The sequence below is a fragment of the Williamsia sp. M5A3_1d genome (assembly GCF_053345315.1).
In genome coordinates, this window is record NZ_JBKEZX010000001.1 from 1451428 (window position 1) to 1463865 (window position 12438).

Below are 12438 nucleotides of genomic sequence, written 5' to 3' on the forward strand. Positions count from 1 at the left end.
CGGCAGTGCCCTGTGGGGTCCGACCATCGGACCCGCGCTTGCTGCGGAGCGTCGCCGTCGGCGAACACCCACAACCTGGTCTTTCACCCGGAGCACCCCACCGCGGTTGGAGGGTTGCCGATCAGCGAGCCGGGGCTTGGCGCTGATACTCATGACCTGGCGTCAAGGATATAACATCGCCGATTTCGTCCCGAAAGGATCCCGCGCACGCAGATTCGAAAGAATCGCCCTCGCGTGTGGTGGGTCTGGAATCTTTTCCCGACCTCATGACGTTGAGATGCCCTGTGTGCGGCGAGCGATCGTCGCCGTCGGCGCCCACCGGTGTGCGCCTCCCGAGTCCTGTTGCGAGAGGTTGCCTCATGTCCGTGTCCACCACCGCCCGCCGCAACGCGATCCTCGCGCTCGCACTGGGCGGCTTCGGTATCGGCACGACCGAGTTCGTGTCGATGGGTCTGCTGCCCAGCATCGCCGACTCGCTGCAGATCTCCGAGCCGACCGCGGGCCACGTCATCTCCGCGTACGCACTCGGCGTCGTCGTCGGCGCACCCCTGATCGCGGCGGCCACCGCGCGGATGTCGCGGCGTGCCCTGCTGATCACGCTGATGCTGGCGTTCACGGTCGGCAACGCCGCGACCGTGATCGCACCGACCTACGGCACCCTGATGGCCGCCCGCTTCGTCGCAGGCCTCCCGCACGGCGCCTACTTCGGCGTCGCCGCGCTCGTCGCCGCACACCTCGCGGGGCCGGGCAGCCGGGCCAAGGCGGTCGGTCAGGTGATGCTGGGACTCAGCGTCGCCAACGTCGTCGGTGTCCCCGCCGCCACCTGGCTCGGTGAGGCGTTCGGATGGCGCACCGCCTTCGGTGTGGTCGTCGTCATCGGGCTCGCCACCATCGCGTCGCTGGTGCGGTACCTCCCGACGCTGACCGGTATGACCGCGAGCAACCCGGTCACCGAGCTCGGCGCCCTGGCCCGTCCACAGGTGTGGTTCACCCTGCTCATCGGCGTCGTCGGTTTCGGCGGCATGTTCGCGTTCTACACCTACATCCACACCACCCTCACCGATGTCTCCGGTCTGCCCGGCGGTCTCGTCCCGTTCGCGCTGATGCTGTTCGGCATCGGCATGGTGGTCGGCAACATCGTCGGCGGCGCACTCGCCGATCGGTCGGTGATCGGCACGATGTTCGCAGGACTCGTGGCCATCCTGGCCAGCCTCGTGGTGTTCGCCGTGGTGGCCGGGACCGTGTGGGCCGCGCTGCCGCTGGTGTTCGCGGTCGGCGTGACGGGTTCGGCGCTCGTCCCCGCGCTGCAGACGCGTCTGATGGACGTCGCCGACGACGCGCAGACCCTCGCCGCCGCGTTGAACCACTCGGCGCTCAACATCGCCAACGCCGGCGGTGCGTGGCTCGGCGGACTGGTGATCAGCGCCGGGTACGGCTACCGGGCCCCGTCGCTGCTCGGTGCGGCCCTCGCCGCGGCCGGTCTCGTGGTGCTCGGTGTGACGCTGGTGGCGCAGCGCCGCTCCGACCGTGTGGTGTCCCATGACACCCACGTCGATCGCGGCGACGACCACGCCGACACGAAGCCGGTTGCGGCGCAGGAGATCACCGCCGTCCATTGATGTCGGGACCCCTCGTTACACTCGCCGCGTGTCCCTCACCATCACCTCGGTCAACGTCAACGGCATCCGTGCCGCGGTCAAGGAGCGCAACCCCGACAACCCGGGGATCCTGCCCTGGTTGGGTGCGCCCACGGGGCGGCGGTTCGTCCTCCTGCAGGAGATCCGCGCGAGCCGCGAGCAGGCCGAGGCGGCGTTGGCGCCGGCGCTCGCGGACGGATGGTCGCTGTCGATGACGGAGTCGTCGGTGAAGGGCCACGCGGGTGTCGGGGTCCTCGGTACCGTCGCCCCCGACGCCGTCCGCGTGGGCTTCGGCAGCGAGGAGTTCGACGCCACGGGTCGCTATCTCGAGGTCGACGTTAACGCCGACGCCGACTTCCCGGCCCTGACCCTGGGATCGCTGTATCTGCCCAAGGGGGCCTCGGACGGACCGAAGCGGGATGAGAAGTTCCGCTTCCTCGACGAGTTCGGTGCCCACCTCGACACGCTGGCCCGGCGCCGTCGCGGCGTGGTCGTCGGCGGTGACTGGAACATCGCGCACACCGAGCGCGACTTGAAGGCCTGGAAGACCAATCAGCGCAGTCCCGGGTTCCTGCCCGAGGAGCGCGCGTGGGTCGGCGGACTGCTCGACCGATCGTGGGTCGACGTGACGCGCGAGCTCGTCGGCGACGAGCCCGGCCCGTATTCGTGGTGGTCGTGGCGGGGCAAGGCGTTCGACAACGACTCGGGCTGGCGGATCGACTACCACCTCGCCAACCCGGTGCTGGCGCGCCGGGCGGTCGACACCCGTGTCGAGCGTGCCGACGCCTACGACCGACGCTGGTCCGACCACGCACCGGTCACCGTCGAATTCGGTTGAGGCCGGATGAAACAATGCCCCTCATGAGCAGCACCGCACGCGTCCTCTCCGGTATCCAGCCGACCAGCGACTCCTTCCACCTCGGCAACTACCTGGGTGCGGTGCGGCAGTGGGTGGCGTTGCAGGATGAGTTCGAGGCGTTCTACTTCATCCCGGACATGCACGCGATCACCGCTCCGCACGACCCGGCGGCCCTGCGGGAGCGCACGCTGCTCAGCGTCGCGCAGATGCTCGCCGTCGGTGTCGATCCGGAACGGTCCACCGTCTACGTCCAGTCCCATGTGCCCGAGATCGCCCAGCTCACGTGGATCCTGTCGTGCATCACCGGCTTCGGTGAGGCCAACCGCATGACGCAGTTCAAGGACAAGTCGGCCAAGCAGGGCACCGACAGTGCCGGTGTGGGCCTGTTCACCTACCCGATCCTGATGGCGGCCGACATCCTCGCCTTCCAGGTCGACCGGGTGCCCGTCGGTGAGGACCAGCGCCAGCACCTCGAACTCACCCGAAACCTGGCGCAGCGCTTCAACTCCCGCTTCGGTGAGACGTTCACGGTGCCCGAGGCGCACATCGTCGCCGAGACCGCGAAGATCTACGACCTGCAGAATCCGACGGCGAAGATGAGCAAATCCGCCGACTCCGACGCCGGGCTCATCAACCTGCTCGACGACCCCAAGCGTTCGGCGAAGAAGGTGCGGTCGGCGGTCACCGACAACGAGCGCGAGATCCGCCTCGACTGGGAGGACAAACCCGGCGTCAGCAACCTGTTGAGCATCCAGTCGGCACTGACCGGCACCCCGATCGACGACCTGGTGTCGGGATACGTGGGCAAGGGGTACGGCGACCTCAAGGTCGACACCGCCACCGTGTTGGCCGACTTCGTGTCACCGCTGCGTGGACGCGTCGACGAACTGATGTCCGACCGCGCCGAACTCGACGCGATCCTCGCCCGCGGCGCCGACCGTGCGCGTGAGGTCGCCGCGCAGACGCTGGCGAGTGCCTATGACAAGGTGGGGTTCCTGCCGCGAAGATGATGCGTGCACGACCGTAGTCGACGAGCGGAGTGACCATGGCCGACACCGACGAGACACCGACCGAGAAGGGACCGTCGCGCCTCGAACAGTTGCGGGCGCGGTACCCCTGGCTCAACCATCTGGTGCGGGCGGGTGGTCGCTACCAGGACTCCAAGGGCGACTTCTTCGCCGCCGGCGCGACCTACTTCAGCATCCTGGCGCTGTTCCCGCTCCTCATGATCGGTTTCGCCGCAGCGGGATTCGTCTTCGCCGCCAGTCCCGGGCTCCTCGACGACGCGAAGACCAAGATCGCCGACTCGGTGCAGGGCGACATGGGCAACCAGCTGCAGGACCTCATGGATCAGGCGATCAGCTCCCGGGCGTCGATCGGCGTCATCGGGCTCGTGCTCGCGCTGTACTCGGGTCTGGGGTGGATGGCCAACCTGCGCAACGCGCTGACCATGCAGTGGGGAGCCGAGCCACCCGCGTCGACCTTCGTCAAGACCAAGATCGGCGACCTCGGTGCGCTGCTGGGACTGTTCGTCGCACTGGTGGTGTCGTTCGGACTGTCGGCGATCGCGGGCAGCGGACTGACGACGACGATCCTCGAGTTCGTCGGGCTCGATCACGTGCCCGGTGTGTTCCTCGTCGTGCGTGCGCTGTCGATCGTGGTGTCGTTGCTCGCCTCGACCCTGCTGTTCACCTGGGTCATCGCCCGGCTGCCGAGGATCGCACTTCCGTACCGCAACGCCGTGAAGGCCGGACTGCTCACCGCGGTGATCTTCGAGATCTTCAAGTTCATCGCGACCTTCTACCTGAAGAGCGTCACCAGCGGTCCGGCCGGAGCCACCTTCGGGCCCATCATCGGGATCATGGTGTTCGCGTTCTTCACTACGCGCATCATCCTTTTCGCGACCGCGTGGGCCGCGACCGATCCGGTGAACGCCCAGTACCAGACCGCCGAGGTCCCCGATCCGGTGACGATCGCACCCGTCGTCGCGGTCCGTCCCGAGCCGTCGGTGGTGTCGCTCGCGGCGACGGCGCTCACGGGTGCGGTGGCCGCGGTCGGATACGAGCGACTGCGCGCGCGACGACGCCGTCGATGACGGTTCAGCGTGACCGGCGATTGACCTTCATCGCCGTGTAGACCAGTCCTACGATCACCACGAGCCCGATGCCGCCGAACAGCAGTCGGTCGGTCCACGGCGAGCCGCCCGGGCCGTCATCGGACGAGGGGTAGGCGACGGCGCCGCTGTGGCCGTCTCCCGACGACGACCGGCCCGTCGAGGGGTCCGATGTCGCATCGGAGGTGCTCTCGTCGACGAGCCGTCCGACCGACTGGCCATTCGAAATGCCGAACCCGTGGTCGAGGAGTCCCTTCGCCTGATCCCAGTAGGAGTCATCGACCTCGTTGAGGCCGTACATCTGCACCACGATCAGGGTGCGACCGGACCGCTCGACCGCGCCGACGAAGGTCTTCCGCGCGTCGTCGGTGTAGCCCGTCTTCCCGCCGATGATGCCGGGATAGCCGTCGAGGAGCAGTCGGTTCTGGGTCTGCATCATGTAGCCCGGATGCGGTTTGTCGTTCGGCACGTCGGCGAGTGGCGGGTAACCCGGGAACGGCGCGTTCACATGCGAGATGAGGTCGCGGAACGTCGAGTTCTTCAGCGCCGCCCGGAAGATCAGTGCGAGGTCGTAGGGGGAGGTGCTCATGCCGGGGGCGTCGAGTCCCGAGGGCGACGCCGCGCGGGTGTCCTCGGCTCCGAGCCGGTGCGCCATCTCGTTCATCTTCCCGACCGCGACCTCGTAGCCGCCGAGTTCGCGGGCCAGGGCATTCGCGCAGTCGTTGCCCGAGACCATCAGCAGCCCCTGGAGCAGTTGGCGCACGGTGTAGCGGCCGTCGGGTCCGATGCCGGCCGAATCGCCCTCCATGCTGTAGTCGGCACGGGTGCCGGTCACGGTGGTGTCGAGATCGAGTTCGTCGAGGGCGACCAGCGCCAGCAGAGTCTTGATGGTGCTCGCCGGGCGGTATCGACCGTGCGGGTCCTTCGCGGCGAGTACGGCGCCGTTGCCGGCGTCGGCGACCAGCCAGCCGGCCGAGGTGATCCCGCGGGGTATCGATGCGGCGTCACCCGCGGTGACGACCCCGCATGCGCCGAGCTCCCCGCCGCCGACGGGAGGGTCCGGCACCGGCAGCGCGGCCGGAGGCACCTGGCCCGAGGGCGGTACCTCCGAGGAGTCGACGGCCGCAGCCGGCGACGTGCGGTACGGGCAGTTCTCGGTGTTGGGTGTGCTCGGCGCGCCCGCGGTCGGCGTCGGGACCACGGGGTCGGCCGAGGCCGGGGCGCCGAACGTGCCGCACACGACCACCAGGGCGACGGCCGACACCGACGCGGCGAGGAATCGGGACGATCGTGAGAGGACTGACATCGAGGTCGAAAGTACCCCGACGAGCGTCAGGCCCCGAGGAACTCCGCGGCGCGTGCGCCCCACCGGCGGACGTGGTCGGGTTCGGTGGCGATCTCGAGCGTCGCGTCCGGCAGCAGTTCGGCCAGCCGTTGCGCGGTGCTGACCGGGTGTCCGGCGTCGGTGTCCCAGGGCAGCAGCAGCGTGGGGTGCGTGATGCCCGTGACGCTGTCGACGTCGGGCATATCGGACTGCGCCGCGCCCCGGAGCACCGAGGGGAGGAGTGAGGGGTCGACGGCGGGTGGGCGTGGTTCGGTCGACCATCCACCCGCGGTGATGATCGGTGGCGGCGGCATCGCCGAGACCATCGCGAAGAGGGCGTCGAGGCCCTGTGTCTCGATGAGGGTGGCGGTGTCGAGATAGCCCGTCGAGTGTCCGGCGCGGGTCTCCCAGGCGGTCGGGGTGAGCGACAGTACGAGCCGTCGGAAGCGGTGGGGGGCCCGGAGGACGGCCCAGAGGATGGTCGCCGACCCCATCGAGGCGCCGATCGCGTCGACCGGCTCCTCGGGGGACACCGTGTCGATGACGGCCAGGAGGTCGTCGGCGAGGTTGCTCCAGACGTAGTCGGTCGGGACCGCCCGCCCGGTCGATGCGCCGTGACCGCGGGCGTCGAAACGCACGAGGTTGCGGTCGTCGCCGTCGACGGGTGTCCAGTCAAAGATGCCGCTCTCGTCGTCGAACTGTCGGCTGGAGGACAGGCCGTGGGCGTAGACGGCGATCGGTCGCGTCCCCGTCGGGGTGTCGACGGCGAGATCAGCACCGTCGCGCGGGATTCGGAGGTCGGTCACGGGGCAGACCTTAGGCCTAGACCGAAACTGTACGGATGTCGGGAACCCTTTTCGGGCTCGGGAACAATCTGCGATGGGGATGGCGTTACATCACCCGACGGGCCCGATTCACTGCCCCGGGTACCACCCCATCAGCCGCCACGAGCGGCCTTCTGCCGAGAGGCGCAATGGCGGGTCCGTCCTCCGCGTGGCCGTCCACCCCCGATCGGGGTGGGCGGCCCGCTGTGTGTCGGGGGCCGGTCGGATCTTCCCGGTGAACCGCTCAGATTTTGCTGTAGGCCTCGGTGAGGACGCTGCGCAGGATCGACTCGATCTCGTCGAATTCGCGCTGTCCGCAGATGAGCGGCGGTGCCAACTGCACCACGGGATCGCCGCGGTCGTCGGCGCGGCAGTACAACCCGGCCTCGAACAATGCGTGCGACAGGAATCCGCGCAGCACGCGCTCGGACTCGTCGGCGGTGAACGTCTCTTTCGTCGCCTGGTCCTTCACCAGTTCGATCCCGTAGAAGTACCCCTCACCGCGGACGTCACCGACGATCGGCAGGTCCTTCAACCGCTCGAGGGTCGAGCGGAACGCACCGGCGTTGTTCTTCACGTTGTCGGTGATCCCTTCGCGCTCGAAGATGTCGAGGTTGGCCAGGGCCACTGCCGCCGAGACGGGATGCCCGCCGAAGGTGTAGCCGTGGGCGAAGGAGGTGACGCCGTCGTCGAAGGGCTCGAAGAGGCGGTCGCTGGCGATCATCGCGCCGATGGGCGAGTACCCCGAGGTCATGCCCTTGGCGCACGTGATGATGTCGGGCACGTAGCCGAAGTCGTCGCACGCGAACATCGAGCCGATGCGGCCGAAGGCGCAGATGACCTCGTCGGACACCAGCAACACGTCGTACTCGTCGCAGATCTCCCGTACCCGCTCGAAGTAGCCCGGCGGCGGCGGGAAGCAGCCGCCCGCGTTCTGCACGGGCTCGAGGAATACCGCCGCGACGGTGTCGGGGCCCTCGAACTCGATGGCCTCGGCGATACGGTCGGCGGCCCAGCGCCCGAACGCCTTCGGGTCGTCGGCGTGTTCGGTGGCGCGGTAGAAGTTGGTGTTGGGCACGCGGAACGCGCCGGGGGTCAGCGGCTCGAAGTCCTGCTTCATCGCCGGGATGCCGGTGATGGCCAGGGCTCCCTGCGGGGTGCCGTGGTACGCGACGGCGCGGGAGATCACCTTGTGCTTGTACGGCTTGCCTGTGAGCTTGAAGTACTTCTTCGCCAACTTCCACGCGCTCTCGACCGCCTCGCCGCCGCCGGTGGTGAAGAAGACGCGGTTGAGGTCACCGGGGGCGTGGTGGGCGAGCCGTTCGGCGAGCTCGATCGCCGGCGGCGTCGCGTAGGACCAGAGCGGGAAGAACCCCAGTGTCTGCGCCTGATTCGCGGCGGCTCGCGCGAGCTCCTCGCGTCCGTGGCCCACCTGCACGACGAACAGACCCGACAGGCCGTCGATGTAGCTGCGTCCCCGGTCGTCGAAGATGCGGTGTCCCTCGCCGCGGGTGATCACCGGGGGAGTGATGTGTTCGCCGTGGCGGGCGAAGTGGCCCCAGAGGTGTCGGGCGCTCCGGACGCCGAGGTCGGTTCCGGCCGCATCGGAGTCGGAACCGACGGGAAGTGGTGTCGTTGTCATCGGGTACCCCAGTTGTATTGCTGTTTGACGAGTTTCAGGTAGACGAGCGTCTCGGTCGCGGTCACCCCGGGTTGGGTGCGCACCTTCTGGTTCAGCAGTTCGAGCAGGCCGTCGTCGTCCTCGCAGACCACCTCGATCATGATGTCGAAGCTGCCTGCGGTGAGGACGACGTAGTCGATCTCGGGAATCTCGGCGAGGTTGTTCGCCAGTGCCACCGAGTCACCTGTGCAGCGGATCCCGATCATGGCCTGGCGGGCGAACCCCACCTGCAACGGGTCGGTCACCGCGACGATCTGCAGAACGCCACTGTCGCTGAGCTTCTGGACACGGTTGCGAACCGCTGCCTCCGACAGTCCGATCGACTTGCCCACCGAGGCGTACGAGCGGCGTCCGTCGGTCTGCAACGCTTCGATGATCTGCCTGGAGATGTGATCGAGGTCTTTGGCCACCGCGCCATCGTGACGGATTCCGCAGATTCACGCAACAAAAATCGCTGATCCGGTGGCTCGAGAGTCCGTTTGATGGCGGATTCCGTCGTCAATCGCCTACCATGATGCCCATGCCGTCAACTCTTCCCGCCGGATGGATGTCCGGGCGGGACTTCGTCGCCGCCGGCCCCCTGCACACGATCGTCGACCCGGCGACCGACCTGCCCGTCGCGCAGATGGCGCTGGCGACCGCCGCCGATGTCGACACCGCCGTCGCGGTGGCCCGTGCCGCCCTCCCCGGGTGGTCGGGCGCCACCCCGGCACAACGCAGTGCGGTGCTGCGCGATCTCGCCGACATCCTCGAGCGCGAATCCGATGCCCTGGCGGCACAGGAGGTCGCGCAGACCGGGAAAACGATCCGCCTGGCCGCCGAGTTCGACCTGCCGGGCGCGGTCGACAACACCCATTTCTTCGCCGGTCTCGCCCGCGCGCTCGAGGGAAAGGCGGCCGCGGAGTACTCCGGCGACCACACGTCCTCGATACGTCGCGAGGCCGTCGGCGTCGTCGCGTCCATCACGCCGTGGAACTACCCGCTGGGCATGGCGGTCTGGAAGGTGATGCCTGCGTTGGCCGCCGGATGCACCGTCGTCCTCAAACCGGCCGAACTCACACCGCTCACCACCCTGTCCCTCGCGCGCCTGGCCACCGAGGCCGGCGTGCCCGACGGGGTGTTGAACGTCCTCACCGGGAACGGGGCCGAGGTGGGCGAGGCGCTCGCCGGCCACCGCGGGGTGGACGTGGTCACCTTCACCGGCTCGACCGGTGTCGGACGGCGCGTGATGGCCGCCGCGGCCGCGCGGGGCACGCGTGTGCAGCTCGAGCTCGGCGGTAAGGCGCCGTTCCTCGTGTTCGACGACGCCGACCTCACCGCCGCCGTCCATGGGGCGGTCGCCGGGGCGCTCATCAACTCCGGACAGGACTGCACCGCGGCCACCCGCGCCATCGTCGCCCGGCCCCTGTACGACGACTTCGTGAGCGGCGTCGGTGCGTTGATGTCGCAGGTGCGCATGGGTGACCCCACCGACCCCGCCACCGACATGGGTCCCCTCGTCTCGCGCGCACACCGCGACAAGGTGGCCGGGATGGTCTCGCGCGCAGCATCGTCGGGCATCCGTGTGGTCACCGGAGGAATCCTGCCGTCCGGTCCGGGCGCCTACTACCCGCCGACCCTGCTCGCCGATGTCGGTGAGGACGCCGAGGTGTACCGCGACGAGGTGTTCGGTCCGGTGCTGACCGTCAGTGCCTTCGACGACGACGACGACGGCATCCGACGCGCCAACGACACCGACTACGGCCTCGCGGCCTCGGCCTGGACACGCGACGTCTACCGCGCGCAGCGCGCCGCGCGGGACATCCGCGCGGGATGCGTGTGGATCAACGACCACATCCCCATCGTGAGCGAGATGCCGCACGGCGGTGTCGGCGCATCGGGATTCGGCAAAGACATGTCGGCCTACTCCCTCGATGAGTACCTCTCGATCAAGCACGTGATGAGTGACATCACCGGGGTGGCCCGCAAACCCTGGCACCGGACGATATTCGCGTCGACGGAGGAAGCGTGACCGTACCCGCCTGGGTCGAGGAACCGACCGAGCGCGGCCGTCGGATGATCGCCGACGCCGTACGCCGACCGTTCTGGCTCGACCGTCCCGAACGCCCCGAGGCGCGTCCCGCGCTGCGCGGGGACCGTCGGTGCGACCTGCTCGTCATCGGCGCCGGGTTCACCGGACTGTGGGCCGCGGTACAGGCCATCGAAGCCGACCCCGATCGACAGGTGATCCTCGTCGACCGCGACCGGGTGGCCGAGCAGGCGTCGGGGCGCAACGGCGGGTTCTGTTCGGCCAGCATCACCCACGGGCTGTCCAACGGCATGTCGCGCTTCGCCGAGGAGCTGCCGACGCTGCTGCGCATGGGCGACGAGACACTCGACGAGATCGAGAAGGCGGTGCACCGCCTCGGGATCGAGGCCGACCTCGAACGGACCGGCGAACTCGACATCGCCAACTTCGACTGGCAGGTCGACTCGGTGCGTGCCGGGGTCGACGAGGCCGTCGCGCTGGGACGCGCCACCACCTTCCACGACACCGAGGACGCCCGGGCCAAGGTGCGATCGCCGATGGTGGCCGCCGCTGCTCACGACCCGGCCGTCATCATGCTCGACCCGGCCCGACTCGCGTGGGGGCTCGCCGCCGCCGCGGAACGCCTCGGAGTGGTGATCTGCGAGAACACCGAGATCACCGGTCTGCGTCGGCGTGGTCGAGGCGTCCACGCGGAATCGCCTCGGGGATCGGTGACGGCGAACAAGGTCATCGTGGCCACAGCCGCCGCCCGGCCCCTGCGGCGGTGGGACCGGTGGGAGACGGTCCCGGTGTGGGATTACGTACTGATGACCGCGCCGCTCACCGACGCCCAACTCGCGTCGATCGGGTGGGGCGGGCGAGAGGGATTGGCCGACGGCGGCAACCGCTTCCACTACTTCCGACTCACCACCGACAACCGGATCCTCTTCGGCGGATGGGATGCCGTCTACCGGTACGGATCCGATCGCGACGACCGCCACAGCACCGACGACCACGAATTCGCCATCCTGGCCGAACACCTCGTCCAGATGTTCCCGCACCTCGAGGGGATCGCGATCACCCATGCCTGGGGCGGTGCCATCGACACCAGCTCACGGTTCTGCGCCTACTGGCACACCAGCATCCGCGGACGCGTGGTGTCGGTGCTGGGATTCACCGGATTGGGCGTCGGCGCATCGCATTTCGGTGCGCGCACCGCGCTCGACCTCGTCGACGGGCTCGACACCGAACGCACCCGCCTGACCATGGTGCGCACCCGACCCATCCCGTTCCCGCCCGAGCCGTTGCGCTGGATCGGGATCACGATCACCCGCCGGCAGTTCGCCCGCGCCGATCGCTCGCAGGGCCGCCGCGGGATCTGGCTACGCACTATGGACAGGATCGGACTGGGTTTCGACAGTTGATCGCTCCGCGATCGGTTTCGACAGCTGATCGCCCCGGCGCAGAACACGGCTCGCGTACGTTTGACGGGGTATCTCGTTTCTCGACCGGAGGATCCACTCATGACCGATCAGACCAGTACCACCGTGGAGCGTCTCATCGACGCATCCGCGAAGGACGTCTTCGACATCCTCTCCAACCCCAAGCGCCACGTCGAACTCGACGGCTCGGGTTTCGTTCGCGGCGACGAGAACGGCGAACGGATCAGCGCCGTGGGCGACGTGTTCACCATGAACATGGATGGTCCGCACATGGGTGGCGAATACAAGACCGACAACCATGTCAGCGGCTTCGCCAAGGACAAGCTGATCGCGTGGAAGACCGCGCCCGCCGGCAACGAGCCACCCGGGTGGGAGTGGCTGTGGGAGCTCGAATCCCAGGGCCCCGACTCCACCCTCGTTCGACTCACCTACGACTGGTCGAAGGTGACCGACAAGAAGCTCCTCGAGCAGATCGGCTTCCCCCTCGTCAGCGAGGGTGAGCTCGAGGAGAGCCTCGGCCGCCTGGCCGCCGCGACCACCGGATAGTCGC

Annotated in this window: 11 protein-coding genes and 1 riboswitch; of the genes, 7 read left to right on the top strand and 4 right to left on the bottom strand. The window is 68.6% G+C overall.

The genetic code is table 11. The annotated features are described in order from the left end of the window. Nucleotides 1-29: 29 nt before the first annotated feature. A riboswitch (SAM riboswitch) is annotated at nucleotides 30-157 on the bottom strand. Between the two features lie 202 nt (nucleotides 158-359). The 4 genes from ACLBW1_RS06795 to yhjD are packed head-to-tail and all read left to right on the top strand — an operon-like array spanning nucleotide 360 to nucleotide 4591. Further along, complete coding sequence (locus tag ACLBW1_RS06795) at nucleotides 360-1619, top strand: MFS transporter (RefSeq protein WP_447810872.1); 1260 nt, start codon at nucleotides 360-362, stop codon at nucleotides 1617-1619. A 28-nt stretch (nucleotides 1620-1647) separates the two neighbouring features. Next, nucleotides 1648-2475: an exodeoxyribonuclease III gene (locus tag ACLBW1_RS06800; RefSeq protein WP_447810873.1), complete on the top strand. Its 828-nt coding sequence runs from the start codon at nucleotides 1648-1650 to the stop codon at nucleotides 2473-2475. Between the two features lie 23 nt (nucleotides 2476-2498). Then, a complete protein-coding gene (gene trpS / locus ACLBW1_RS06805) occupies nucleotides 2499-3506 on the top strand; it encodes a tryptophan--tRNA ligase (protein ID WP_447810874.1) in 1008 nt (335 codons plus the stop codon). Nucleotides 3507-3541: 35 nt separating this feature from the next. Continuing rightward, nucleotides 3542-4591: an inner membrane protein YhjD gene (gene yhjD / locus ACLBW1_RS06810; RefSeq protein ID WP_447810875.1), complete on the top strand. Its 1050-nt coding sequence runs from the start codon at nucleotides 3542-3544 to the stop codon at nucleotides 4589-4591. Nucleotides 4592-4595: 4 nt separating this feature from the next. Here the strand turns inward: yhjD and ACLBW1_RS06815 are convergent, their stop codons facing one another. The 4 genes from ACLBW1_RS06815 to ACLBW1_RS06830 form a co-directional block, all read right to left on the bottom strand. Continuing rightward, a complete protein-coding gene (locus tag ACLBW1_RS06815; protein WP_447810877.1) occupies nucleotides 4596-5915 on the bottom strand; it encodes a serine hydrolase in 1320 nt (439 codons plus the stop codon). Between the two features lie 26 nt (nucleotides 5916-5941). After that, the gene (locus tag ACLBW1_RS06820; protein WP_447810879.1) at nucleotides 5942-6739 is read right to left on the bottom strand and encodes an alpha/beta fold hydrolase; all 798 of its coding nucleotides are present in this window, start codon (nucleotides 6737-6739) and stop codon (nucleotides 5942-5944) included. 262 nt (nucleotides 6740-7001) lie between these two features. Further along, nucleotides 7002-8399: an aspartate aminotransferase family protein gene (locus ACLBW1_RS06825; protein ID WP_447810881.1), complete on the bottom strand. Its 1398-nt coding sequence runs from the start codon at nucleotides 8397-8399 to the stop codon at nucleotides 7002-7004. Next, nucleotides 8396-8848 carry an Lrp/AsnC family transcriptional regulator gene (locus ACLBW1_RS06830; RefSeq protein WP_447810882.1) on the bottom strand — a complete coding sequence of 151 codons (453 nt, stop codon included), beginning with the start codon at nucleotides 8846-8848 and terminating at the stop codon, nucleotides 8396-8398. Before ACLBW1_RS06830 ends, ACLBW1_RS06825 begins: the two co-directional genes overlap by 4 nt. Nucleotides 8849-8958: 110 nt before the next feature. On the opposite strand from ACLBW1_RS06830, the gene ACLBW1_RS06835 reads away from it, so the two are divergent. From ACLBW1_RS06835 to ACLBW1_RS06845, 3 genes are all read left to right on the top strand, one after another. Then, entirely contained in the window at nucleotides 8959-10449 is a 1491-nt protein-coding gene (locus tag ACLBW1_RS06835; RefSeq protein ID WP_447810883.1) for a gamma-aminobutyraldehyde dehydrogenase, read from the top strand. A 44-nt stretch (nucleotides 10450-10493) separates the two neighbouring features. Continuing rightward, nucleotides 10494-11870 (top strand): NAD(P)/FAD-dependent oxidoreductase, encoded by a 1377-nt coding sequence (locus tag ACLBW1_RS06840; protein WP_447811176.1) that lies wholly within the window; start codon nucleotides 10494-10496, stop codon nucleotides 11868-11870. Nucleotides 11871-11969: 99 nt separating this feature from the next. Then, nucleotides 11970-12434: an SRPBCC family protein gene (locus ACLBW1_RS06845; protein ID WP_447810885.1), complete on the top strand. Its 465-nt coding sequence runs from the start codon at nucleotides 11970-11972 to the stop codon at nucleotides 12432-12434. The last annotated feature ends 4 nt before the right edge of the window (nucleotides 12435-12438 follow it).

Coding starts and splice junctions, on each gene's coding strand:
- ACLBW1_RS06795 (WP_447810872.1), top strand. CDS start 360: ATGTCCGTGTCCACCACCGCCCGCCGCAACGCGATCCTCGCGCTCGCA.
- trpS (WP_447810874.1), top strand. CDS start 2,499: ATGAGCAGCACCGCACGCGTCCTCTCCGGTATCCAGCCGACCAGCGAC.
- yhjD (WP_447810875.1), top strand. CDS start 3,542: ATGGCCGACACCGACGAGACACCGACCGAGAAGGGACCGTCGCGCCTC.
- ACLBW1_RS06815 (WP_447810877.1), bottom strand. CDS start 5,915: ATGTCAGTCCTCTCACGATCGTCCCGATTCCTCGCCGCGTCGGTGTCG.
- ACLBW1_RS06825 (WP_447810881.1), bottom strand. CDS start 8,399: ATGACAACGACACCACTTCCCGTCGGTTCCGACTCCGATGCGGCCGGA.
- ACLBW1_RS06835 (WP_447810883.1), top strand. CDS start 8,959: ATGCCGTCAACTCTTCCCGCCGGATGGATGTCCGGGCGGGACTTCGTC.
- ACLBW1_RS06840 (WP_447811176.1), top strand. CDS start 10,494: ATGATCGCCGACGCCGTACGCCGACCGTTCTGGCTCGACCGTCCCGAA.
- ACLBW1_RS06845 (WP_447810885.1), top strand. CDS start 11,970: ATGACCGATCAGACCAGTACCACCGTGGAGCGTCTCATCGACGCATCC.